The sequence below is a fragment of the Xanthomonas translucens pv. cerealis genome, from assembly GCF_006838285.1.
Taxonomy (GTDB): domain Bacteria; phylum Pseudomonadota; class Gammaproteobacteria; order Xanthomonadales; family Xanthomonadaceae; genus Xanthomonas_A; species Xanthomonas_A cerealis.
Genome location: NZ_CP038228.1, coordinates 3,570,266 through 3,593,514 on the forward strand (window position 1 = coordinate 3,570,266; position 23,249 = coordinate 3,593,514).

General features: G+C 66.1%; 17 protein-coding genes and 1 pseudogene. 3 read left to right on the forward strand and 15 right to left on the reverse strand.

Going from position 1 to position 23,249, the window contains the following annotated elements:
• Window positions 1-172 precede the first annotated feature (172 nt).
• Both glpD and E4A48_RS15890 read right to left on the reverse strand, forming a co-directional pair.
• A complete protein-coding gene (glpD, locus tag E4A48_RS15885) occupies window positions 173-1,687 on the reverse strand; it encodes a glycerol-3-phosphate dehydrogenase (protein ID WP_142742762.1) in 1,515 nt (504 codons plus the stop codon).
• Between the two features lie 327 nt (window positions 1,688-2,014).
• Entirely contained in the window at window positions 2,015-2,875 is an 861-nt protein-coding gene (locus E4A48_RS15890; protein ID WP_312845582.1) for a DeoR family transcriptional regulator, read from the reverse strand.
• A 171-nt stretch (window positions 2,876-3,046) separates the two neighbouring features.
• Here E4A48_RS15890 and E4A48_RS15895 point away from each other — a divergent pair, with 171 nt between their 5' ends.
• Window positions 3,047-3,520 carry a YehS family protein gene (locus E4A48_RS15895; RefSeq protein WP_009610059.1) on the forward strand — a complete coding sequence of 158 codons (474 nt, stop codon included), beginning with the start codon at window positions 3,047-3,049 and terminating at the stop codon, window positions 3,518-3,520.
• Window positions 3,521-3,892: 372 nt separating this feature from the next.
• Here the strand turns inward: E4A48_RS15895 and E4A48_RS15900 are convergent, their stop codons facing one another.
• Window positions 3,893-4,393, reverse strand: a complete 501-nt coding sequence (locus tag E4A48_RS15900; protein ID WP_039008288.1) for a hypothetical protein — start codon at window positions 4,391-4,393, stop codon at window positions 3,893-3,895.
• A gap of 526 nt (window positions 4,394-4,919) precedes the next feature.
• On the opposite strand from E4A48_RS15900, the gene E4A48_RS15905 reads away from it, so the two are divergent.
• The gene (locus E4A48_RS15905; RefSeq protein ID WP_142742763.1) at window positions 4,920-5,738 is read left to right on the forward strand and encodes an HDOD domain-containing protein; all 819 of its coding nucleotides are present in this window, start codon (window positions 4,920-4,922) and stop codon (window positions 5,736-5,738) included.
• Here E4A48_RS15905 and E4A48_RS20640 read toward each other — a convergent pair.
• From E4A48_RS20640 to E4A48_RS15915, 3 genes and pseudogenes are all read right to left on the reverse strand, one after another.
• Complete coding sequence (locus E4A48_RS20640; RefSeq protein ID WP_185910667.1) at window positions 5,719-5,979, reverse strand: hypothetical protein; 261 nt, start codon at window positions 5,977-5,979, stop codon at window positions 5,719-5,721. The two genes, E4A48_RS15905 and E4A48_RS20640, sit on opposite strands and share 20 nt — an antisense overlap.
• A pseudogene (locus E4A48_RS21635) lies at window positions 5,922-7,001 on the reverse strand (TonB-dependent siderophore receptor); the annotation flags it as partial. The gene E4A48_RS20640 and the pseudogene E4A48_RS21635, both read right to left, overlap by 58 nt.
• A 176-nt stretch (window positions 7,002-7,177) precedes the next feature.
• A complete protein-coding gene (locus tag E4A48_RS15915; protein WP_142742764.1) occupies window positions 7,178-7,570 on the reverse strand; it encodes a ribonuclease domain-containing protein in 393 nt (130 codons plus the stop codon).
• A 458-nt stretch (window positions 7,571-8,028) separates the two neighbouring features.
• On the opposite strand from E4A48_RS15915, the gene E4A48_RS15920 reads away from it, so the two are divergent.
• On the forward strand, window positions 8,029-8,583 hold the full coding sequence (locus tag E4A48_RS15920; RefSeq protein WP_260607973.1) for a 1-acyl-sn-glycerol-3-phosphate acyltransferase: 555 nt from the start codon (window positions 8,029-8,031) through the stop codon (window positions 8,581-8,583).
• A gap of 40 nt (window positions 8,584-8,623) precedes the next feature.
• Here E4A48_RS15920 and E4A48_RS15925 read toward each other — a convergent pair whose 3' ends face one another.
• The 9 genes from E4A48_RS15925 to E4A48_RS15965 form a co-directional block, all read right to left on the reverse strand.
• Complete coding sequence (locus E4A48_RS15925) at window positions 8,624-10,960, reverse strand: S9 family peptidase (RefSeq protein WP_142742765.1); 2,337 nt, start codon at window positions 10,958-10,960, stop codon at window positions 8,624-8,626.
• A gap of 427 nt (window positions 10,961-11,387) precedes the next feature.
• The gene (gene xopK / locus E4A48_RS15930) at window positions 11,388-14,015 is read right to left on the reverse strand and encodes a type III secretion system effector XopK (RefSeq protein WP_142742766.1); all 2,628 of its coding nucleotides are present in this window, start codon (window positions 14,013-14,015) and stop codon (window positions 11,388-11,390) included.
• A 378-nt stretch (window positions 14,016-14,393) separates the two neighbouring features.
• Window positions 14,394-15,113, reverse strand: coding sequence for a hypothetical protein (locus E4A48_RS15935; RefSeq protein ID WP_039008297.1), 720 nt, complete (start codon window positions 15,111-15,113; stop codon window positions 14,394-14,396).
• Between the two features lie 83 nt (window positions 15,114-15,196).
• Window positions 15,197-17,905, reverse strand: coding sequence for an AAA domain-containing protein (locus E4A48_RS15940; RefSeq protein ID WP_142742767.1), 2,709 nt, complete (start codon window positions 17,903-17,905; stop codon window positions 15,197-15,199).
• Between the two features lie 100 nt (window positions 17,906-18,005).
• Window positions 18,006-18,443, reverse strand: a complete 438-nt coding sequence (locus E4A48_RS15945; RefSeq protein ID WP_039008301.1) for a hypothetical protein — start codon at window positions 18,441-18,443, stop codon at window positions 18,006-18,008.
• A gap of 192 nt (window positions 18,444-18,635) precedes the next feature.
• Window positions 18,636-18,926 (reverse strand): SymE family type I addiction module toxin, encoded by a 291-nt coding sequence (locus tag E4A48_RS15950; RefSeq protein ID WP_080763464.1) that lies wholly within the window; start codon window positions 18,924-18,926, stop codon window positions 18,636-18,638.
• A 41-nt stretch (window positions 18,927-18,967) separates the two neighbouring features.
• On the reverse strand, window positions 18,968-19,231 hold the full coding sequence (locus tag E4A48_RS15955) for a PAAR domain-containing protein (protein WP_039008303.1): 264 nt from the start codon (window positions 19,229-19,231) through the stop codon (window positions 18,968-18,970).
• The gene (locus E4A48_RS15960) at window positions 19,228-20,922 is read right to left on the reverse strand and encodes a type VI lipase adapter Tla3 domain-containing protein (RefSeq protein ID WP_142742768.1); all 1,695 of its coding nucleotides are present in this window, start codon (window positions 20,920-20,922) and stop codon (window positions 19,228-19,230) included. The genes E4A48_RS15955 and E4A48_RS15960 overlap by 4 nt, the downstream gene beginning before the upstream one ends.
• The gene (locus E4A48_RS15965) at window positions 20,919-23,069 is read right to left on the reverse strand and encodes a T6SS effector phospholipase Tle3 domain-containing protein (protein ID WP_260607974.1); all 2,151 of its coding nucleotides are present in this window, start codon (window positions 23,067-23,069) and stop codon (window positions 20,919-20,921) included. The genes E4A48_RS15960 and E4A48_RS15965 overlap by 4 nt, the downstream gene beginning before the upstream one ends.
• Between the last annotated feature and the right edge of the window lie 180 nt (window positions 23,070-23,249).

The following is a 23,249-nucleotide window of genomic DNA, read 5'->3' on the forward strand; positions in this document are numbered from 1 at the left end:
TCCTGCGTTATGGTCGTCGTCTTGCCGGTCATCCCGGTCGTCGTCTTGTACATGCCTGTCACCCTCCACGGTCGTTTCCAGGTTCGCGTGCGGCGGCGGTTGCCGATGCGCGCGGCGATTGCGCACGCGCGGCCGGCGCCCACAACGGGGCACGCCGGCCGCGGTGCTTGCCTCATGCGGGCGCGGCGGCCAGCGCGGCCGGCGCCTGCTGCAGATAGTCGGTCAGGCGCTGGCGGCCGGCGGCGTCGATGCGCAGGCCGAGCTTGCTGCGGCGCCACAGCAGGTCGTCGGCCTGGGTCACCCATTCGTGCACACGCAGGTAGTCCACTTCCGCCTGGTACAGGTCGGCGCCGAAGTGTTCGCCCAGTTGCTGCAGCGAGGCCGCAGCGCCCAGCAACTGCACCGCGCGGGTGCCGTAGTTGCGCGCCAGCCGCGTCGCGGTCGCCTCGCCCAGCCACGGCCGCGCCGCACGCAGTTCCTGCGCCAGCGCATGGATGTCGCGGCGCTCGCCGCCGGGCAGCGGCGCGCCGCGCGCGGTCCACGCCGGCGCCTTGCGCCCGGCGTGCGCGACCAGCCGGTCCACCGCCTCCTCGGCCAGCTTGCGGTAGGTGGTGAGCTTGCCGCCGAACACATTGAGCAATGCCGCGCCGGCGTCCGCGTCCAGTTCCAGCAGGTAGTCGCGGGTGACCTCGGCGGCGTTGTCCTCTTCGTCGTCGAGCAGCGGGCGCACGCCGCTGTAGCTCCACACCACGTCGTCGGGCGCGATTTGCTTGAGGAAGTAGCGGTTGGCCGCCTCGCACAGGTAGCGCGTCTCCTCGGCATCGATCTTCGGTGCGGACGGATCGGCGCGGTAGTCCACGTCGGTGGTACCGATCAAGGTGAAGTCGTGCTCGTAGGGGATCGCGAACACGATGCGCCGGTCGGGCTGCTGGAAGATGTAGGCATGGTCGTGCTCGAACAACCGCGGCACCACGATGTGGCTACCCTTGACCAAGCGCAGCGCGTGGTCGTGGCCGACCTTGGCCACGTCGTCCAGAAACTGCACCGCCCACGGCCCGGCGGCATTGACCAGCGCGCGCGCCTGTAGCTCCTGGCGGCGGCCGTCGGCCTGCTCCAGCTGCACCTGCCAGACGCCGCCGACACGGCGCGCGGCGACGCAGCGGGTGCGGGTCAGGATCCGCGCGCCGCGTTGCGCTGCGTCCATCGCATTGAGCACCACCAGCCGCGCGTCCTGCACCCAGGCGTCGGAATAAACGAAGCCGGTGCGGAATTCCTCGCGCAGCGGCGCACCGACCGGATCCGAGCGCAGCGCCATGCGCCTGGACCCCGGCAGGGTGCGGCGGCCGCGGCCGAGATGGTCGTACAGAAACAGGCCGGTGCGGATCATCCACGCCGGGCGCAGGTGCGGCTGGTGCGGCAGCAGGAAGCGCAGCGGCCAGATGATGTGCGGGGCCAGGCGCAACAGCACTTCGCGCTCGGCCAGCGCCTTGCCGACCAGCGCGAACTCGTACTGCTCCAGGTAGCGCAGCCCGCCATGGATCAGCTTGGTGCTGGCGCTGGAGGTATGCGAGGCGAGGTCGTCGCGCTCGCACAGGCACACCGACAGACCACGGCCCACCGCGTCGCGGGCGATGCCCACCCCGTTGATGCCGCCACCGACCACCAGCACATCGTAGATCTCGCGCATTGCCTGACTCCGGAAGCGTCGTGTCCGCGGCGAGAAGGCCGGGGACGACGACGAGTGACGAAAAGATCGTAAACGAACATTTCCGAACATAGCACGCTGCAGTGCAGCGTAACGTCAGCGCAAAGCCTTGCTGTGGGCGGCATGGGCGTGTGGCGACCGCTCCATTTGCGGCAGCCGGCCTCCCGCCGCTAGCGACTCCCGGCAGCATGTAACGTCACAATAACGAAATGATACGAACATAAACGCACACGCAATGCGGGATCGCCGTGTCCGCCGTCGCTCCCCACGGTAACCCGGCCTCCGCTGCACGCCAGCGGACGGTGCGGCTCAGTCCGGATCGGCCTGGTCGCCGGCCACCGTTTCCGCCTCGGCCTCGCCTTCGGCAACGAATACGCGGGTCCCGGCCTCGTCCAGCACCACGGCCAGCTCCGGCGGCGGCGCGCGGTCGGTGAACCAGGCCTGGACCCGCGCGATCGGCCCGAGCCGGACCATGGCGTTGCGGCCCAGCTTGCTGTGGTCGGCGGCCAGGAACACCTGCCGCGAGTGCTCGATGATCGCCTGCGCCACCCGCACCTCGTGGAAATCGAAATCCAGCAAGGTGCCATCCGGATCGATGCCGGAAATGCCGATCACGCCGAAATCCACCTTGAACTGGCGGATCAGTTCGATCGTGGCCTCGCCGGTGACGCCCTGGTCGCGGCCGCGCACGCGGCCGCCGGCGACCATCACCTCGAAGCTCGGATTGGCGCTCATCATCACCGCCACGTTGAGGTTGTTGGTGATCACCCGCAGCCCGCTATGCCCCATCAAAGCGCGCGCCACGTCCTCGTTGGTGGTGCCGATATTGATGAACAGCGACGCGTCGTCGGGGATGTGCTGCGCCAGCAGCGTGGCGATGCGCCGCTTCTCCAGCGCCTGCAGCGCCTTGCGCGCGGTGTAGGCCAGGTTCTCCACGCTCGACGGCAGGCTGACCCCGCCGTGGTAGCGGCGCAGCACGCCGGCCTCGCACAGCAGCGTGAGGTCGCGGCGGATGGTCTGCGGGGTCACCTCGAAACGCGTGGCCAGCCCTTCCACCTCGGCATAGCCTTGCTGTCGCACCAGCGCCACCAGCTGTTCCTGGCGCGGATTGAGCGCAGGCACCGCGCTCGGCTTGGGAGTCGTGTTGTCCATGCGCCGATGATGGCGCATGCGCAGGCCGATGCAAACGCAGGCGGCCGCGGCGATCGCGATCGCGATCGCGTACATCGCATCGACGCAGCCGCGGCCGGCGTTGCGCCACGCGACGCGCCTACCCGGCCATCGACGACACGGCCTAGACTACGCACCCCGCCGGACGCCACCGGCAGCACCGGACCGGCCATGATCAACAACGACGTACTGCGCTCCATCCGCTACATGCTCGACCTCAGCGACCAGATGATCGTGGACACGGTGCACCTCGCCGATCCGGCCTTCCCGATCGACAGGAGCGAGGTGCCGGCCTACCTGAAGAAGGAGGACGAGGACGGCTTCGTCGAATGCAGCGACCGGGTCCTGGCGCATTTCCTGGACGGGCTGGTGTTCCACTACCGCGGCCGCGACGACAGCCTGCCGGCGCGCCCGGTGGAAACCCGGGTCAGCAACAACGTGGTGCTGAAGAAGCTGCGCGTGGCGTTCCAGCTGAAGGATGTGGACATGCACCAGATCTTCGCCGAGGCCGGCTTCCCGGTGTCCAAGCCGGAGCTGTCGGCGCTGTTCCGCCAGCCCGAGCACAAGAACTTCCGCCTGTGCGGCGACCAGTTGCTGCGCAACTTCCTCAAAGGGCTGACCCTGCGGCTGCGCGCGGCGGGGTGAGGCGGCGTGCGCGATGCGCACGCGGGCCAGCGTGTTTCTGCAGGAGGGACACGGGGTGGCCGTCTGGCCATCCGCCCCGCAGCAGAAGCCGTCCTCGTGCCGGGGCCTTGCGTCGCGGTTGAAACCGCTCCTACAGGAGCCGTAGTCGATCGCAGTGCGATGCTGTCCCGACGCGATCCGAAGCAATCAGGTTCTCTGCTTCGTGCGTCGCCACTGACGTCGCTCCCACAGGGGGCGAGCCAGCCGTAAGCACTGCAGTAAAGGGCTCTGGGTGGCCTTGGGCCATCAGCCCCGGCGGCGGCAGACGCCCCGCGCTCATGCCGCTGCCTCGGTTGAAACCGCTTCTACATGACGCGCGATAGCCGCAGGCGCTCAGCGGATCCGGTAAACCCGCGCCTTCGGCAGGTCTTCGTCCACCTGCAGAAACCAGCGTCCGGCGATGCCGGGCACGACCTTGATCGCTGGCGAGGCCAGCGCGGTGCGCAGGGTCATGCTGCCCTTGAGCACCTTCCACTGCTGGCCGTTGTCCAGCACGAACACGGTACCCGGCGCCCAGCCGGCGACCTCGCCCTGCACGCGGGCGCTGATCGGGCCGTCGTCCAGGCCGATCAGCATGCCCTGCTCGGCCTGGGGGTCGGCCACTGCGGCGCCCGCGACCGCCGGCGTCGCGGCGGGCCGCGCCGGGGCCTGCGACGCCTCGCGCGTCTCGGCGTCGCGCAGCAGGCGATTGAGCGTGGCCAGCTGGGTCGGGGTCAGCCCGACCTCGCGCAACTGCTCGGCACTCAAGCGACGCTCGATCTCCACATACCCCGACTGCGCCAGCGCCACCGGTGCCGCCAGGATGCATGCCAGCGCCAGCACTGTGTATTTCATGGTTCGATCCTGTCGCCTTGGCGAAGAAGAAAGGACGCGCGGTCAACAGGACCGGCTCCCCAGTTCGGCAAGTTTGGGTCAGTCCGGTGACGGCGGGATGACATACGCCAGACGTGGGCCGCCACGGCCTGGCCGCTCCGGCTCGGCGGTGCCTGTCGGGCGAAGCGGCGCTTTGCGCGGCCATCGCCCGCCGCCGCGCCGGCGGACGCCGCAGCGATCTGCGGCGGCTCGGCTTGCTCGCGCGCTTGCTTGCACCGCCACGCATTCGCCTGTTCGCGCTGTTGCTGCGGTGTCTTCGCCAACCGGCCTGCAGATCGCTGCACCTGCGTGCATACGCAAGCGAATGTTGCCTCGCAACCTCCGGCACGGGGCCACAGACGTCCGGCAATCTGTGCCAAACCGCGCACCCAGGCGTGCACGCCGCTTGCCGCGATTCGGTCTACGATGCGCGGGGTTCGCCCCCGTGGCGGGCGCCGCCGCTTCCTGCGCCGACGGCGTACCCCTCCCGTTCCGTATTGAGGTCCCCATGAAACTAGAGGTGCTGTTCGACCAGCTGCACACCCTGCCCACCATCCCCAAGGTGACGCAGGAGCTGATCCTGCAATTCGACAATCCCACCACCAGCCTGGACAGCGTGGCGCGCAGCATCGAGCGCGACCCGGTGATCGCGGCCAAGGTGCTGCGTCTGGCCAACTCGGCGCGGTTCCGCGGCGCGCGCGATTCGACCAGCGTCGAGGACGCGGCGCTGCGCCTGGGCTTCAACACCTTGCGCACCCTGGTGCTGGCCTCGTCGATGACCGACGCGTTCCACGCGCCGGCGCATTTCGACCTGCGCGCGTTCTGGCTGCACAGCTTCGAGGTTGCCGGCATCTGCCGGCTGCTGGCCAAGCAGAAGGGCCTGGATCCGGAAACCGCGTTCACCTGCGGAATGATGCACAACATCGGCGAGCTGCTGATCCAGACCGGCGCGCCGGACTACGCGGCGCAGCTGCATCCGGGCGCGTCCTCCAGCGGCCGCGCCGCCGACGAGACCGTGCAGCTGGGCTTCGGCTACCCGGAAGTGGGCGCCGAACTGGCGCGGCGCTGGCAGCTGCCGCAGGTGATCCAGACCGCGATCGCCTTCCAGGCACGGCCGCTGCAGGCGCCGGACGGCCAGCCGATGCCGCGCGTGGTGGCGCAGGCGGCGCTGGTCGCCGATGCGCTGGAGCGCCATGGCGGCGCCACCACGGAAGCGCGGCAGGCGGTCGGCGGCCCGCTGCTGGACGACGTGGACCTGGACGCGCTGTTCGCCGCGCTGCCGGACGTGATCGAGGCCGACCGCGCCTTCACCGAGATGCTGCGCTAAACGCTTGTCGCCGCGCCTTCGGCAACGCAGGCGAGCGGCTCCACCTCGAACACGCCCGCAGCGCCGCCTGCGCATTGAACGCGTAGCGCGCCATCGCGCCGAGCAGGGTCTCCGAGGCCTGGTCCACGCGCTGCGGGCCATTGGGGCCATCCACCGCGGCATGGCTGGCGGACTGCCAGTTGGCGCCGCCGCCCACGCTGAGCCGGCTCCAGGCACCGGGCAGCCGGTAGGTGCTGAACACGCGCAGCAGCCTGTGCGGCAGCGCGGTGCGCAGGTCGGCGCCGCCGGGCCTTCCCGTGCGAAATGCGACCAGCCGAACGACGCGCTCCAGTCTTCGCTCAGCTCGCCCGACGCGTCCAATTCGACGCCGCGCGAACGCGTGCCGTCCACCGCCACGTACGCCTGGGTCAGGCCGTCGGGCAGGGTCTTGCCGACATCGGCCTCGGCCACGTGGTCCTGACGGGTGTCGAACAGCACCAGCGTGGTGTTGAGGCGACCATCGAGATGGCGGCCCTTGAGGCCGATCTCGCGGCTGCTGCCGAGCACCAGATCGAGGAAGCTGCCATCGCGGCGGCGGTTGTCCTGCGGGTCGAAGATCTCGGTATAGCCGACGAACGCCGAATACACCGGGGTGATCGCGTAGATCAGCCCGGCACAGGGCACGGTCTTGCGACGGATGTCGGTGACCTTGTCGGCGTTGGCCGCGAACTGCGGAGACGGATAGTCGCCATTCCATTGCAGGACATCGCCGATCGGCGCCAGCGCCTCGGCGGCGTTCACCCGTGATGTCTTGCTGTAGCGCGAGCCGCTCATGCCCAGCACCAGTTCGTGCGCGCGGCCCCATGCCTGGAACGGGCCGGACGCGTACACATCGCGCATGTTCTGGCGGCCGCGGTCGCGGCTGCGGTAGGCGGACGGAACCAACGTTTCGCCGGTGGCGCGGTTCGGGAAGCCATAGACGTAGAACAGCGCCATGTCGCCGTCGGTGGCGCGCTGGCTGGCCAGCGCCCGCAGCATCCGGCCGTTGCCGAATGGGTGCTTGAGATCGGCGAAGGCGGTGGCGGTGGCGGTGGTGTTCCAGTAGCTCCAGTCCGCGGCGCTGCTGAAGCCACGCGGCCACCCCAGGAAGCTGGCGTCGTCGTAGAACACCGGGTAGGTGCCCCAGGTCACGCCCTTGGACCGGTTCTTCCGATAGTCGTAGCCCACGCTCAGCGTGGTGGCGGCGCCGAGGTCGGCATCGACCACCGCTGTGCGGATTCTCACGACTGGGGCTGGCGCTAGAACACGGCTTGCGCGTCGGCAAGTCGGCAAAGTTTACCCGAGCGCCGCCGCCGCTGCCGCGACGAGTGCACCGTGCACTGCAAGCGCTGCCTGCGGGCCACCGACGACGCCACACGCGCAGCGTGCCCGCCGATAGCGGACACGCTGCACGCGAGCGCTCAGGGAATCGCGCAGAAGCTGAGGTAGTGATCGGCGGAGTAGTAACGCTTGTCGATGACAGACTTCCGAGCGCCGTCGGTGACCAAGTACACCAACCGATAGGTGCCGGCCGCGCCGCCAGGATCGCGCCGCGCCTTGCCCTCGTAGTAGGTCTGGCCACGGCTGGCCTGGGGCAGGCGCCGCTCGTCGTTGCCGAAGACCTGCACATCGACGGCGCCGGCACCGCAGGCCACGATCGGATTGGGCATGGTGATGCAAGCGGACACATCGCGTATGGCCTCGCGCACATAGGTGGGCAGCGCGCCGCAGCCCGGCGGGGCTTTCTGTGCCTGCGCCTGCGCAGCCGACAGGGCGAGGACGGCAAGCAGCGCGACTCTGATCGAGGGATACATGGATGACTCCTTGAGGTCGGATGGCAGGATTGCCGCCGATGCGCACCGCACACAGGCCGCGTCTGCGACTATGCGGAGCAACGTCTCCGCTGCCCATCCGGCAATACCTGATCTATCGCTGCCGCCGCATGCGCTGCATGCGCGGATGGCGCCGGGCACCGTTGCCCGTGCGCGCATCCTGCCGCGGCCTTGCCCGCGGATGCCGGATGCGGCAGCGTCGGCCACCATCGGCGGCGCCGGCGGCGTCCCCACGCCGGCGCCCGTTGCGCTGCGCGCACGACCGCCCCGGCCGCCCTTCCTCATCCATGAACCACGCCGCCTCGTCCCGCCTCGCAGCGGGCACTGTTCTCGCCACCCTGCGCGTGAACGCCAAGCTCGCCGCCTTGGCCCTGATCAGCGTGCCGTTGCTGCCGCTGCAATAGTTGCTGATGCACTGCACCCGCGGCCGCGGCGCCTTCGTGCTGCCGCGGCTGTGGTTCGCCGGCCTGCGTACGCTGATGGGCATCCGCGTTGAGCGCGGGGGATGCGCCGCCTCGGCGCACTGGCGCAGCCCCTGTTCATCAGCCGCCGCCGAGATCGACGCGGCCGACGTGGCAGCGACCGTCGCTGCGCAGATCCGCCCCGACCATGACGTGGTGCTGTTCGCCGGAGGCATCACCTCCTCCGGCGAGCGCGTCGCTGCGTTCAAGTCGAACCTGTTCTCGCTGTTCCTGGGCGGCGACGCCCACACCCGGCCATGGACGCTGCGAGCGTTCACGTTGCAGGTGCTGTCCGTCGATGGCCGACCGCTGGCGCAGGGCGGCGAGCGCGACGCTTACGCGTTCTACGGCACGATGCAGGCCGGCGTCCATGTCATGCGCTTTCTGGGCATGTCCGGCGCCGTGGTGCGGTTGACCTTCCACGCGCCGATCGCCCTCGATCACGGCACCGACCGCAAGGTCATGGCGCAGCGGCTGCACGCGATCGTGGCAGCGGCGCTGCCTGCACCCCGCAGCGACGGCACACCGGCCTAGGCCGCCGTGCGGCAGGGCCTGCGCGCGCCGCGCTGGCGGGTCAATGCTTGGGCAGCGGCTGCATCGGGTAGTTGTCCGGCGGCGGCGTGCCGAGCAGGTATTGCACGAAGTAATCCCAGCGGCGGCGGGTCACATAGGGGGTGTCGGCCTCGCCATAGGCGTGCTTGGCGTTGGGTAGCACCAGCATGTCGAAGGTCTTGTTGGCCTTGATCAGCGCGTCGGCCATCAACAGCGACTCGTAGGGCGGGACGTTGTCGTCCAGGCTGCCGTGCACCAGCATCAGCCGGCCCTTGAGATTGGCGGCGAGCAGCGGATTGGCCTGGTTGTCGTAGCTGCCCTTGCCATCCTTGTCCACGCTGAGCCGGCCCTGATACTTCTCGCCCCAGTCGTCCTCGTAGTTGCGGTTGTCGTGGTTGCCGCTTTCCGACCAGGCCACCCTGAAGAAGTCCGGGTAGCGCAGCATCGCGTCGGTGGAGGCGTTGCCGCCGCCGGAGTGGCCCCAGATGCCCACGCGCTGCAGGTCGATCCACGGGTAGCGCTGCCCCAGCTCTTTCAACCCGGCCACCTGGTCGGGCAAGGTGTTGTCGCCCATGTCGGCGTACCAGGTGTCGTGGAAGGCCTTGGAGCGCCACGGCGTGCCCATGCCGTCGATGGCCACGACAATGAATCCCAGTTCGGCCAGCGCCTGGTTGTCGCCATGGCTGGGCAGGAAACTGCGCCCGCGCACCGAGCCGGTCTGCGGGCCGGGATAGATGTAGTCGATGATCGGGTACTTCCTGGCCGGGTCGAACTGCGATGGCTTGAACATCAGCCCGTACAGCACGGTCTTGCCGTCGCGCGCCTTTACCGTGATCGGCACCGGCGGAACCCAGCCGGCGGCCTGCAGGCGGCCGCTGTCAGCCTTGGCCACGGTGGCGAGGGTGCGGCCGTCGCCGGCCTGGCGCAGCAGCGTCACCGGCGGCTGCGTGGTGGTGGAGTAGCTGTCGACGAAGCGCTGGCCATCCGGCGACAGGGCGATGCTGTGGTCGGCCGGCTCCGGCGTCAGCAGCTGCGGCGCGCCGCCGTCCAGGCTCACCTTCCACAACTGCTGGTCGTACGGATCCAGCCCGCGGGTGCGGCCGACGGCGCGGAACCAGGCGCTGCGGGTCTGGGCATCGACTTTCAGCAATTCGGTGACATTGCCCTCGCCGGTGGTGATGGCACGCTTGGGCTTGCCGGTGGCCAGGTCGTACAGGTACAGCTGGCCCCAGTTGCTGCGTTCGGAAAACCACACCGCTTCGTTGCGCGCCGGCAGGTAGGCCCAGTTCGCCGCGACCTGGCCGCTTTCGTAGTAGGTCTTGGCGGTTTCGCGGAACGCGGTGCGGACCGCGCCGGTGGCCGCGTCGGCGATGCGGAACCAGGCATCCTTGTGGTAGCGCGAGGTGGAGACGAACGCAAGGGTTTTGCTGTCCGGCGCCCACTTCACATCGTCCCAGCCGCCGTCCGGGCCGCAGCTGACGTCGTCGCACAGGGTCGAGCGGTGCTGGTCCGGCGGCATCTGCAGCCGCACCACCTTGCGCGTGGGTACGTCCACGATCACCCGTTCGATCATGGTCACCTCCTTGTCGCCGGGCATCGGGTACTTCCACTGCAACAACTCCGGATGCCCCAGTTTGCTCCTGACCAGGTACATGTCGCCGCTCTTGCGCTGGTCCTGCTGGAACGTGGCGATCTTGCGCGCGTCCGGCGACCACTCCAGGATCGCCGTGTCGCTGTGCTTCCAGCCGGCGTTGTCGGTGGCGTAGCCGAAGTCCTGCACGCCATCGGTGGTGAGCTGGGTTTCCTTGCCGGAGGCCAGGTCGCGCAGCCACAGGTTCCAGTCGCGGACGAACGCCTCGGTCTTCTTGTCCGGCGACAAGACGCCCGGCTCGGGCTTGTCCTTGGCGTAGACCTGGCTGCAATGCGCGTCGGCGTCGCAGAACACCTGGATGTCGCGCACGCTGAAACGGTAGCGGCCATCGGCGGCCAGGCGCAGCGACTTGATCGGCAGGTCGGCCGCGGCCAGCGGCCGCTCGCTGAGCGCCAGCAAGCTGTTGAGCGCCGCGGCCAGCGCGGCCTGGTCGAACAGCGGCGCACGCTGGCCGCTGACCGCGTCCATCCGCATGAAGTGGTCGCCGTTTGCGTCGTGATCGACATAGGCGAAATGGGTGGCGTCGAGCCAGTCCACGCGTTCCACCGCATGGTCCAGCAACGGTTGCGTCAGGTGCCCGAGCGCGCGCTCGGCCCGCGCATAGTCGGCGGCGGTGACGGCCGGCGCCGGCGCGGCGGCGGCGGCCGGCAGGAGGATGGCCAGAAGGACGGCGCCGAGCGAGCGTGGGACAAGGAGCGGGGAAGGCATGGCGTGGGGGTTCCGGAGCGGACAGGTGCGGGCGACGGGACGCGATCCTTGCGCGGCGTCCGCCGATGCTACGCCAGGCCCTGCCGGCGCTCCCCTGCCGGAAGTCGTAGTGGCGCACTCACGGTGCCCGCAGCGGCATGCGCTCGCATCCCGTCGGCAGCGCAGTCGCCGCCCGCCGCGGCATGGACCGGGGCACGGGTGCCGCGGCGGTATCGACCGTTCGCCCGGGACGCATGAACACCAGGCCGTCCTTCACCGGCGTCTCCCTGTGGTGGCGCAAGCCGCGCGCGGCGCGGCTAGGCGGATGCCGAACCGCGCCTTGCACCGCGGCGGCGCCGTCCGCTTGCACCGCCGTGGCATCGCGCCCCGACCCGAGCCATGCCCACCCTCGATCGCACAGGGCACTGCGCATGCACGTATCAGCCGCTCAGGCAGCGGGCGCGGCCGTCGCCCCTGCGCCGGCCGCTGCGTCTTCGCGGATGCGGGCCGCCTGCATTTCGATGGACAGCAAGGTGCCACGCAAATCGGTCGTGTACTGACGGGCCTGCTTCATGCAGAAGTGCGCAAAGCCCGCGGCACCCGGTTGCGGCGTGATTTCGTTCGCGGTCAGCGCGCCGACCAGGCGCTGTTGCAGCCCTTGCAGCCTGTTTTCCGCACGCGCACGCTGTCTTGCGTCCGGACTCGCTTGCTCTGTCTCTGCCATGCCCAGCTCTTCGAGCATCAGGCTCACCGTGCGCAGTTGCACTTCGTCGCGCTCCTGCGCTTCACGCAATTGGGTCGCCAGGCGCAGTTGCGCCTGCTGCTCGGGCGTGTTTTCGCGCTGTGCGTCACCGACCGGATCGGTGCCGGCATCCAGCGGCGGGAGCGTCACCCGCGCGCTCAGCTTGGTTTGTAGGTACTTCTTCTGTAACTCCAGGCAACATTGCATGTAGTCGATCTGTGGCTTGACCGAGTCCGAGGTTTGCAGCCACTGCGCCAGTGCGGTTTCGGTCAACGTGTCGGCGTGCTTGGCATAGCTGCGCGCGGCCTTCTCGCCTGCCTGGCGGTGCTTGCCGCTCAACACGGCGCGCCCGTAAGTCGCACCTGCAAAAAGCGCGGCCTTGGCCCGTTGCGTGAGCGAGGCCTTGTGCGCCGGCTGACCGAGTGCGGTGTGCGCGTCGGTGGAACGCGGCACCGCACGGTACTGCTTGTTGCGATCGCCGGCACAGCGCTGCAACAACGTTTCCCGCGCTTTCTCCTGGCCGTCGGCACAGGCATGCAGCGCGCTGCGCAGTTCGAATCCATGCTGCGGCACCACCGGCGTGGTCTCGGCCTCGGGCAACGCCTCGGCCACGGCAGCCGATACCTGATCCGGCCCGGCCGGTTGCGCGGTTGCCATGGCTACATCGATGGAACCGGACAGCGTACGGTCGTGTTTGCGTCGCTCGCCGGCGCTGCCCTCCACGACCGTCTGCGCTGGCGTTTCCCGATCGGGCTCGCTGGCGGGCAGTGCACTGCGCAGCCTGGCTGGATCTTGGCTGGCTGGATCTTGGCTGGCTGGATCTTGGCTGGCCGCCGCCGCTGCCTCGGCGGCAGGAAGCAGGTCGGCCACAGCCAGCAATGCCCGGTCCGCACCCGGCGTGTCCGATGTCTCATAATTGCGATAGCGTTTCTGCCTGCCATGCGCCAGCAGGAATTGATGTCCGCCGACGCCCATCGTGGCCGCACCCAGCAGGCCGGCACCGACGATCAACCCGGTACCCACCGGCCCGGTCACGGTGGCGCCGCCGAGCAGCACCGCAGCGCTGAGTCCGGTCTTGGCGAGCGTACTGGCGGTGTAGGTGGCGCCGCCGGCAACGAACCCCTTGTTCCAGGCGTTGAAGCTGCCGGCAAAGCTGCTGCGCTGCTCCAGCTTGGTGCTCAGGAAGTGCTGGTAGCGTTGCGCGTCAGGGCTGAGCTCGCTGGGTTCCAGTTGTTGCAGAAAGCGTTCGACACGCGCCACATCCGCAACGATGCGCGTTTTCTCCTTGCGCGACTGGTGCAGGAACGCGCCGCCCAGCCCCACGGCCGCAACGCTGGCCAACGGGGCGAGCACGAAGGTGCTGGAAATACTCGCAGCGGAGGCCGCGCCTGCCGCCGCGGCGCTGTGACCGATCAGGCCTGTGGCCGTGGTGCTTTTGGCGCCGATCGCCAGCCCGCCCTGCAGTGCGAGCCCTTCCGTCGCCTTGGCGGAGATCACGCTGGCCGACGCCATGGAGGTCAGCGCAATGTGGCCATCGCGGTTGTTGCGTTGTTGGTGATAAGCCACCGTTTCGATCGCATCGTTCAGGGCATGGATCGCGGTACCTGCCGCAGCCGCAAGCGGGCCGCTCTCCAATGCAGGTTGCAGCAAGGCCCGCTCCGATTGCAGCTGCTGGCTGCGCTGTCGCAACGCGCTGCGCTGTTCGGAAACCTCGCGCGTTTCCTTGTAGGCGGCGTAGATCGCCAGGCCCGACAGCGGCAGCATCGCACCGCTGATGCTCAAATTCAGCGCCAGCTCGAAGGTGCCATCCGGTGCGCCCTGTTCGGCCAACGTGTGCAGGATGCCCTCGTGCGTCTGCTCTTCGATCGGATGCGGCTCCTGGTGGAGCCCGGCATCGGCAGCCGGCCGAGCGTGATCGTGTGCCGGCGCGTGGTCGACGTGCGCGTGTTCGTGAGGAACGGGCTGCTCGGCTTTCGGGGCAGACTCAGAGTCGCCTGACGGGGGCACCTCGTTGATCAGTTCGGCCGTATTGTCGGCTGTGCCGTGCAAGGGATCGGCAAGATATTTGGCGACCACGAAAGCGTCGTAGGCCGCCTCGGCCTCCTGGATATCGGCGACGATGTCCTCGCCGCATTGCCACAGGGACGTGTGGCCGGCATCCAGCGACGTGTGGCCGACGTCCAGCCGGGCCAGCGTCGGTTTCTTCTTGTTCTTCAGCGCCGCAAGCCCAAACGGCCACCCGTCGGCGACATGCACGTCTTTCGGTGCGACGGGCGCTTCCCCGAGCGCAGGAGCGAGCTGGCCGGCAGAACTGTTTTTTTGCTGTATACGCATACCAGAAACCAAAAATGCTGGGACGCAACAATGCTGACGCTGCCGGCATAGGGGGGTGCAATCGGTCTGCGAATGTCCCGGTGCCGAAGCGAAATGACGCGCCTGCGTTCGGGGCAATAATTCATTCCATGTAAATGAATTTGAAGGCCGCGACCAAATAACCTGAATAAACAGATAAATTTTCAGAAACTTATCGGGTTTTCGGCGATGACATGCATGGACGGACACTTCATGGTCGAGACCACGCAAAAAACCAGCTAAAGAACCGAGATGATTCACCGATGGTGGGCGATGGCGCCGCCGGCCGCCTTCGCCCACGTTGGATCGACATCGGAAAAGCCCAAGGGCACTCCCCAACGTCTGCGGATCATTAAATATTCACTCAATCGGCCTGGGCGACGCGCTGCGATACGTTGCGACTGTCCTGTAGAGCAAAGCCGCGCGCTCATCCGCGGCGACACGTTCAACGGCACTCAAGCCATGCAACACCGTGCCGGCCGACGCCTGTGCGTCACCCAACAAGTAAGCCAGCCGCAGGTAGGCTGCACTCTCGATCAGGTTCTTGTTCTTCGTCTCGGCGCCATACACGGCGGACAGCCCGTAGTACGCATACAGGTTCCCCGCCGTTGCCGCCTGCCGAAGAATGCCCAGGCCTTCCTGGAAGCGCCCACCCTCGATCGCGGTCTTCTTGCCATAGAGCACGGCTGCGGGTTTGTTGCCGGCTTGCGCCTGCGCTTTCAACTGCACCAGGCTCATTGGCTCCAGGCGCGCCAGTTCGGCCTGCGTCGGGTAGCCATGCGCCAGCAGCCACTGCGCTTCTGCCTCGGAATCGGCCACCAGCGGCCCTCTGACCTTGCAGGCATCGGCGTCGCCCTGGCAAAGATACTGGCTGGCATCCTGGTGCTGCGCCGACGCCTGGGTACGTTCGTGATCGGCTGGATTGGCGGCGGAACGCTGTTCGCTTGCGTCGGCCGGGGAAACGGCCACCTGCGACGGTGGTGTCACCGAAGCGCTGCCAGCTTCCGGTTTATCTGGTGTTCCACACGCGGCAAGCGCGATGGAAAGTGGGGCAGTGCACAGAATGATGTACTTTCTCATCACTTCACCTAATGGCCAGGCGTGATACTGGCCGAACCCATTCCACGAAGAGACGATTCAGAACGGGGCGCTCCGACGTTCTTTTACGCGCCGAGCGCAGGGCTCGCCCACTGGGCGATGAAGTCGGCGATTCTCTCTTCGATGCGACTCTCGACCGTGCGCAGACGCAGGATAGCAATGGCGCTTTTCGCAAGAATACCGTTCTTCAGTGCGTCCCGGGCCAACTGATCGGGCCGGTCATGGGAGCCACCATCGACTTCGATCACTCCCAGGGGGATCTTGCCCACCTTGAAATAGATCACGAAATCGCACCTGGCACGCACCATGAAGGCCCGCTCGGGTTGCGTCAAATCCGGGTTGTTCGGTGATGCGACCTGATCCAGCTTGACTTGACCATGACACATCAACGCACGGCATTCTGGGCCGGATAGCGCCTCGCGCAGCAGTTGCGCGCCTATCTGTTCGGATTTATAGCGTGAATCCTCGGACCGCAAGCGAGCATTCAAGCGCGCCAACGACTGGTCGTACTCACGGTACAGCAGGTCGAAGGCCGACACCACGGGCGCACGCACGAGATCCTCGTCTCGCGCATAATACGCGACGTAGCGAATCAAAGCCGCGATGTGACCATTGTTGCCGGTGAACACCTCGTCGCCCGTCACCAGGGTGAAGCGGTGTTTGGCCCGCGACACTGCCACATTGATCATGCGCGGGTCATCGACGAAATTTAGGCGTTTGCGCTCCTGGTTGTAGCGTTTCTTGTCCAGCACGGTGGAGAAGACGATCTCGTCGCACTCCCGGCCCTGGAACTTATGCACGGTGTCCTTGACGAAATCCGCGGGCAGGCATGTGCCGGAGAGGTTGACCTGTGCCCGGAACGGCGCGATGAAACCACGGCCGTCGCTATCGAGCCCGACGGGCTCGCCCTCGTCGTCGAGCAGCTTGAGCAGGGAATCCAGCTCCCGCAGGTTGGTGTTCTGGCGGGCGTGATTGCCCTTGGCGGTCACCACAAGGCGCAGCGGTGCTTCCCCCCTGTCCTCGGTCATCGGCACCAAGGCGTTGTCGTAGAACTGCTGGTTGCAGAACTGAATGATCCTGGGATGGCAGCGGTAATGCTCTTTCAACAGCGTTCTGGGCAGCGCCTCCTTGAACACGCCGATACACGAATCGAGCAGGCTGTAGCGCTCGCAATCGTAGGCCTCGGCCGGCGCCGGCAGGCCCAGCACCACGGGGATGTGCGCCAACTGGCGGTTGTCGCCGACCACGATCAGATTCTTCGCGCAGCCCAGCGGCAGGATGCCCGGCACGATGTCCTGCAACGAGGCCTCGTCGATGATCACGTAGTCAAGAATCGCCCCCGGCGCGATCGAGTTGACGATGGAGTGAGTGCCGCTGCCCAGGATCGGAAAGCGTTGCACAAAGGCATCGAACTGCTGCTGATACGTCTTGACATCAAAGTTTTCCGATGGCCGCGGTAAATTCTGCAAGTACTGCTTTAAATGGCGCATCGACGCTGTTTTCAATTGCTCAAGCGAGACATCAAAATCTCCGCGATTCAGAGAATCGCGGAACGCCTTCAGCTCCGCTTGCTTGTCGCGTAGCGCCTTGTCGTAATAGTGCATCTGCAGCGCATGGAACACTGACAGGCGCGCATCGCCCTGAACAAACGGCTTGGTACGGAAGATCCTGAAGTTGAACAACAGCTCGACGCGATCCTTAAGACGGATGCGCTGCTCACCCAGATGGGCCAGATAGGCCATCAGGTCTGCGGTCTTGCGCGGCGACAGTCCATACTTGTCCAGCGAGGTGGCCGCCTCCACCCCGCTGTCTGCCTGCCATTGCTGAAGGTAACGCCGCTCGATGGCCAGCTCGTCGATTTCCACTCGCAATTGCGCCAACCGGTTACGATCGTGCAGATATTGCTTCAAGCGCGCCAGCAGAGCCTGGATCTCCTTCAGAGGCGGCGCGGACTCGGGTTCGCAGGATGGCCAAGACGGCAGATCGGCGAAGAACTCCTCGCGGTTGTCCTGGTTGCCGAGTTTGGCGACCAGATAGCCGAGGCCACATTTCTCCAGCTTCTCGTAGACGTTTTCGACAGCCGCATTGTTGTTGGATAGCACCGCTACCGTCTGTCTACGCAACAGGATATTGGCGAGGATGTTGAGGATGGTCTGGGTCTTGCCGGTTCCGGGCGGGCCTTCGATCACGCTGACCTGCGCGCGGAACGCTTGCTCGACCGCCGCGAGCTGGCTCTCGTTCAGTCCGAACGGATAGATCAGCCCCTGGCCCGGCGCCAGCGCGCCGTTGCGTCCCGTGCAATAGGCCTGCAAGGCGGTGTCGGCACTGGCGGGCAGTTTGCCGAGTTGGTGCACGATATTGGCGGCGATTTTGCGGTCGGTCTCCGACTCCGCCTGATCCTGCCGTGAATTGGCTACAGCAGCGAAATACCGGAAGACCGGCGTGTCCTTCATCGCCGTCGGCGCGGCAAAGCCGATACCGTCCATCTTGTAAATGATGGGCTTGTCGGTATCCGGATAGTGCACGACTGCGTACCGTTCGCCGTAGATTTTCGCCTTGGCGATGGGCGTGACAACCGTGCTGCCAGACTTGGTCAGCAACATCCCACTCAGCTCGCGAACGGGAGAGATGCGGCAGTCACTGAGCGGATGTATGGCCTGCCCCCCTTTCAAGTAGGAGCACCTCAGTTGCAGGCCTTCGTCCTTATCGCTCCAGATCCACCAGTTTCTGATCTCTGCAGTCTTGTCCTTGCCACCCACTTGAATGGAAACCATATGTCCCTTACTCGTTCTAGAACGCCATACGAACCAAATCTCACGCCGACGAGCAGATGCCGCTATTCCCCTGATGCTGGAATCATATTTCCATCCTTTCCTAAAGGGTTGTTAGACGATTCGTTCGGCTGACCATCTGCCGGCTCTTTAGCGTTTGCTTGAATATCCACTGCTGTTCGATCTCGCCAGGCTCCAACACGCTCATGCGCTTCGCCTGGAAGCGGCCAATCTCGGGCGCGGCCTCTTGCTGCACAACTTTGGCATTCTTGAGGAGCGCGGGATCGATGAGGTTGACCTGCGCCGCTGGCAACGCACGGATGGAACCGTCCGCTTGTCGTTGGTAGACGGCTTGGTAAAGCGGTTCACTGGAGGATGCAGGCGCGGCGGCCCTGCGGGAAGACCCATGTGTCCCAGGCGTCTGTAAAGCATCGGCCATGACTGCGTCGGGCGTGATCCAGCGCGCCAACGGGGCTTTGGCCTCGGCGGCGGATTGCTGATCTGCGAACGTATCGGACGGCGGAACGCTGGCATCGTTCATGGCACTACATCCTGTTGCCGCTGTGAGGGAAACCAACGTCAGCAGGGCGGAACGCAACATGCCTTCGGCTGTTCTACGTGCCATCACCGTGCGCTGCCACGTGGCGGTGTGAGCACAGCATAAAGTGAAAGTCTTGAGCAGGTGTAGACCAAACCGGCTATAGCGACCGGAACGGATGATCCGGCGCGGCGCCTACTCTTGCGGCGCGGCCGTGATGACCAGCGCGCTATCGACGACAGCGATCTTCGGCTTGCTGCCCGGCACGAATCCCAGTGCTGCCAGCCAGTGACCGCTCAGGCGCAAGATGGGAATTTCCTGGCTCTGCCAGCGGCCGTCCACCAGCACGTCGTGGCAGGTAGCGCCAATGGTGCACTGCGCGGGTTGGCGCGGACGCGGCGCGCGCTGGGGCGGCCGTTCGTCGTCCGTCGGAACGGGATGGAACAGCGTGGTGCGCGACATGTTGCCGAGCGAGAGTCCCCGCATCGGCGAGGTGGGGTGGACATCGCCATCATTGGGCGACTGGATTACTTGTGTTTGGCGCGGTCTTGCCGCCCTGCGATCAGCGTCGCGCCGCAGGCCAGTGTGTCGCCGTCCAGAGCGGCCCGGCGCCCATGGATGTTCAGGTGGCTGGAGGCGCTGGCAATGTGGGTTCGCCCATGCAACGGACAGATCGCAGGATGCCCTTCACACGCAAACGCCTGACCATCGATGACTGCGTGCTCGGAACCGGCCAGCACATGGCCGCCGTGGCTGTGGGCGTCGCCTTCGACGATGAATGCACGGCTCATGGCGTGGCCTTCTTGTCGCGCAAAAGGTCGTCGAACGGATGCTTTCCATTTTGAGCTGCGGCGGCTTTGCTGGCCTCGTCCGGTGGGCTGACCATCACGATGCCGGCATAGCCATCCGGGGTCAGGTTGACGGTGGCACTGGTGCGTCCATCGTCGTAACCGGAGACGATACCCAGAGCGATCTGCACCAACGCCGAGCTCACACCGGTATTGCCCAGCCGCCGGCCGATGTCGTAGCCCTGGTGCTTATCGTCCAGTTCGATGCCCTCGGCGTTCTCATGCAGCGCCTGGGTCAGGGGGATGACCCATTCGCGATCCAAGCTGGTGTCGTAGAACACACGCGTTGGCTTGGCATCTTCCGGTAGTGCCGACACCGCTTGCGCCCAACCCTTGCGCAGCGCCTCCACCTGCGCGGTACGCTTGATTGGCTTTCCCTGCTCGTCGGTCAAGGGCACATGCACCGGGCGATGCAGGTAGCCCAGCAACGGCGACTCGTCGAACTGCTGCACCTGCCAGCGCGCCCAGCGTACCGGCAGATACGCGCTGGGCTTGAACTCACCCGGACCCTTGTTGCTGATCTGCTTCCACAACTCGGGCAGTTGCGCAATCCACCAATCGGCTTTCATGGTGCCGGGTGGATAGTCCGAGGCGTAGTGCTTCTCTGCTGCCAGCTTGCGGTAATACGCATCGAAGCTGCCTTCCTCTTGCGAATCCGACTTATCCCAGAAGAAATTCCACAATTTGATGATGTCGTACTGCGCGTCGTCCTTGTTGATGCCATCGTCCACATCGACCGCATACGGGCGCACCAACCTGTCTACCCGATCGCTGCGTGCCACCAATAGCGCAGTCATGCTGTTGGGCAGTAGCGGAACATGGACACCAGCGGGTCGCTCTGGCATTCCAGGTGATTTCCAGCCATATCGGTCTGCTTCAGAGTCACTGCTAACCAATAGCACTTCCGGCACATCAGGATGTTGGTCGAAGAACTGGAACAGCCGCTCCAGCGTGGCCTGCGCACTCACCACGTTAGCGTCATCTTGCCAAAGAAACAGCGTCAGCCCGAGGCTTTCGGACTGCCTGTTGAGTGCAATCTCGTTGGCCATGGTGCTTCCATCGTTGATCGTCGTTGGCGGCCCTAGAATGATCACCGGCAACGGCCAACGCTCCACCGCCTGCTTGGCCGCGTATCCGAAAGCAGCACTGGCTGCCATACTCGCACTGCCAATTCGCGTGTTTGGGTCGTAGTCCTTCGGGTCTTTCGACAACACTGAAACGTAGTTGTCGTCCTTGTCTTTGAACAACCTCCACGTGTCCTCCTGGTAATAGCGATCTACGGCTAACCCCAGGCCGCGCACTTCCAGCACATAGCGCTCCCCCTCGCCAGCAAGCATGCGCCCATGCGGGGTCGCGGCCGTCGCCGCCGTGGCTTGCGCGCTTGCCATGGCCGCTGGTTGCTTGGCCACTGCGCTGCGCACCTTCCACAGCCAATGTCCCCCAAATGCGAACCCCACCAGCGCGGTGATCGCCAACACGCCATTACGGATATCGTTGCCCAAGCCGGAACCCTCCACGCCTGTTGACTGCCATTGGCGATAGTAGATGAAAAGGATCAGCGCCACCCATGCCAGCAGCGCACCCAGCCACATCAGCACGTAGCGCAGGATGCCAGGCCTTTGAAACGCACTCATTGATTGCTCTCCGCACGTTGCTCGCGGGTCCTGCTCTCCACATACTTGGCCGGGGGCAATGTAGACACCAGGCCAGCAGGAAAGACCCCTTTCTCGTAATAGAGGCAACTCGCTTCAACCAATTTTTTCGCTCCAGGGCTGAGCTTCTCGAAATTCGCAAGCTCGCTGAAATATGTCTGCGAATCAGCGTCGTCTCTCCTTTTTCTTTGAAAAGGCGTGCGCCAGTTGGCGAAGGCAATGAGCACCTTGCGCCACTCCGGATCGTCCAATGTCTGCGCCTGTCCGATCGCCACGTCCATCGCCGTTACCCAGCGGTGGTTTTCGGTGCTGCGCAGCATCGCCGAATGGTAGGAATTGTCGCTCAGCGCAGACGGATTGCGCGCCATCTCTGCACGCACCTCGTTGGGTGTGGCGTGCCGCTGCACCGCCCAGCCCATGTCCTCGCTACCGTTGCATTCATAGCCGGGCGTCTGGTCGTTGACGTCCGGACGGCTGACGTTGAACTGACGGGTCAACTCCTGTAGCTCGGAGGAAGACAGCTCCTTCTCCGACAAGCGCTCGGTGACCATGTATTGTCGCAAGCGTGCCGCCGGGTTGCCCAAGGCCACGTTCACCGACACATCGTCCGGTGCGTCCTTGCCGGCGCGGGTAGGGGTGCCGCGCAGCGGCGTGTTGCTCCTGTATTTGCGCGAATCGGCCTCGCCTCCCTCCATTTGAGGGGCGTGTGGCGGTTGCAGCGCCTCGCCGTTGATGTAGCGCCCCTCCTGCGGCAGTGACGTCTGGCTGGCCTTGGCCGCGACACCACTGCCACCGGGGTAGGGCGCCTCGCCTTCCACGCGCAGCGCGATGTGCTGCGGCGGGAGGCCCACCAGCACCGGCTTGCCGCCACGCAGCACCTTGGTCCACATCCGCTGGTGGAAGCGCAGGCCCTTGAGCGCATCCATCGCCGGCAACGTGGCGGTGCGCTCGGCGCTGTAGAAATGCCGCTTCCACGCCACCTGCACCGTGTCCGGCACGCCGTAGGTGCCGATGCCCTGCACCTGATCCAGCGCCACCGTGGTGTCCTGCGGGCAGAAGTACAGGTACACCTTGCCGCGGTTGTCGCGCTCGGCGAACACGATTTGCTTGCCTTGCGCATCCAGACGGGTGCCCTGGGTGGCGGTCCACCCGTGTCCAGCGCGGCCGCCCTGCGTTGGCTGACCGGCCTGCAGTGCGCTCAGTGGTGGGCTGGCGTGCGGCCTGGCGGTCACCGCCTTGACGATATTGATCAGCGTCTGCAGCTTGGCCTGCGCAGTCTGCTGCTCGCCATTGGGTTCGAGCACGCTGTAGGGGCTGTCCACCAGGATGAGGCAGTCCGCGCAGCGCTGGCTGCGATCGGCCAGCAGGGCCTGCGCCAGCAAGCTGATCAGCGTGCCCTGGCTGTGCCCCATGATGGTGATGGTGTCGTCTGGCGCCAAGCGGCGGATCTCGCTCACCAGCATCGCCAGCCGTTCGGCCGCCAACACGAAATAGCGCCGTGGCGGTGCCTTGCCGAAGTAGGTGAAGTCGGAGGCCACCGGCTGGATCGTGGCAGTCAGCAGGCTGGTGTCGAACCCCTCCCGATACATATCCGGCAGGTTGCTGGTGGCATTGGCGAAGAACCCGCCGGCCTTGGCGAAGTTGGCATCCAGCCGGTTGCCGGCGGTGTCCTGATACTGGCTGCGCAGGCGCGTCGGGTTGCCGCGCTTGTCCTTGGCGATCTCGTTGTTGCTGGCGCGGTAGCCCCAGTAAAACGGAATGAACATGCTGTGGGTGGGCGTGGTGCTGCTGGTATCTTCGCTGCGCTGGTAAAGGTAGGTATCCGGGTCGTATTTGACCGACGCCACTTCCTTGTAGCCTTGGTCGCCCGGCTTCAGCCGGGATTTCTTTGCTTCAGCATACTTGACCCCATACCGCCCAGCCCGCAGATCCACACGGCTCAGGCGCTCGTTGAGGCCCTGGCACAGCCCCGTTTCCACAGTGGGATAGCCAGCGCCCGGGTCGTTGACGCCGTGGATGAAGATCACGATGCCCGGCCGGTCCGCGGGCACCTGTACCTGACGATCGCCCATCCGATTGCACAGCAGCGGCGCACTGGCTTGGGCGACAACATAGGAGGATTCGGTCATACAGGCATCCTGTGGAACGAAGAACGGTGGAAGGGTGGCGGGCAGCACCGCACATGCGGGAGGGGCGTCAGCCGCCGCCCGCCGGCGGCTTGTGGACCTCGATGCGCGCGATGCGCGTGACCTCATCGCGCAGCAGATCGGTCAGCCCCAGACATGGACGGGGACGCGTTGACTTACGCG

What these genes read in the sequence shown, in the direction of transcription:
- E4A48_RS15945 (WP_039008301.1), bottom strand. Translation starts at nt 18,443, where the DNA reads ATGAACGATGCCAGCGTTCCGCCGTCCGATACGTTCGCAGATCAGCAA.
- E4A48_RS15935 (WP_039008297.1), bottom strand. Translation starts at nt 15,113, where the DNA reads ATGAGAAAGTACATCATTCTGTGCACTGCCCCACTTTCCATCGCGCTT.
- E4A48_RS15895 (WP_009610059.1), top strand. Translation starts at nt 3,047, where the DNA reads ATGATCAACAACGACGTACTGCGCTCCATCCGCTACATGCTCGACCTC.
- E4A48_RS15940 (WP_142742767.1), bottom strand. Translation starts at nt 17,905, where the DNA reads ATGGTTTCCATTCAAGTGGGTGGCAAGGACAAGACTGCAGAGATCAGA.
- E4A48_RS15950 (WP_080763464.1), bottom strand. Translation starts at nt 18,926, where the DNA reads ATGCGGGGACTCTCGCTCGGCAACATGTCGCGCACCACGCTGTTCCAT.
- E4A48_RS15915 (WP_142742764.1), bottom strand. Translation starts at nt 7,570, where the DNA reads ATGTATCCCTCGATCAGAGTCGCGCTGCTTGCCGTCCTCGCCCTGTCG.
- E4A48_RS15960 (WP_142742768.1), bottom strand. Translation starts at nt 20,922, where the DNA reads ATGAGTGCGTTTCAAAGGCCTGGCATCCTGCGCTACGTGCTGATGTGG.
- E4A48_RS15890 (WP_312845582.1), bottom strand. Translation starts at nt 2,875, where the DNA reads ATGCGCCATCATCGGCGCATGGACAACACGACTCCCAAGCCGAGCGCG.
- E4A48_RS15900 (WP_039008288.1), bottom strand. Translation starts at nt 4,393, where the DNA reads ATGAAATACACAGTGCTGGCGCTGGCATGCATCCTGGCGGCACCGGTG.
- glpD (WP_142742762.1), bottom strand. Translation starts at nt 1,687, where the DNA reads ATGCGCGAGATCTACGATGTGCTGGTGGTCGGTGGCGGCATCAACGGG.
- E4A48_RS15965 (WP_260607974.1), bottom strand. Translation starts at nt 23,069, where the DNA reads ATGACCGAATCCTCCTATGTTGTCGCCCAAGCCAGTGCGCCGCTGCTG.
- E4A48_RS15905 (WP_142742763.1), top strand. Translation starts at nt 4,920, where the DNA reads ATGAAACTAGAGGTGCTGTTCGACCAGCTGCACACCCTGCCCACCATC.
- xopK (WP_142742766.1), bottom strand. Translation starts at nt 14,015, where the DNA reads ATGCGTATACAGCAAAAAAACAGTTCTGCCGGCCAGCTCGCTCCTGCG.
- E4A48_RS15955 (WP_039008303.1), bottom strand. Translation starts at nt 19,231, where the DNA reads ATGAGCCGTGCATTCATCGTCGAAGGCGACGCCCACAGCCACGGCGGC.
- E4A48_RS15925 (WP_142742765.1), bottom strand. Translation starts at nt 10,960, where the DNA reads ATGCCTTCCCCGCTCCTTGTCCCACGCTCGCTCGGCGCCGTCCTTCTG.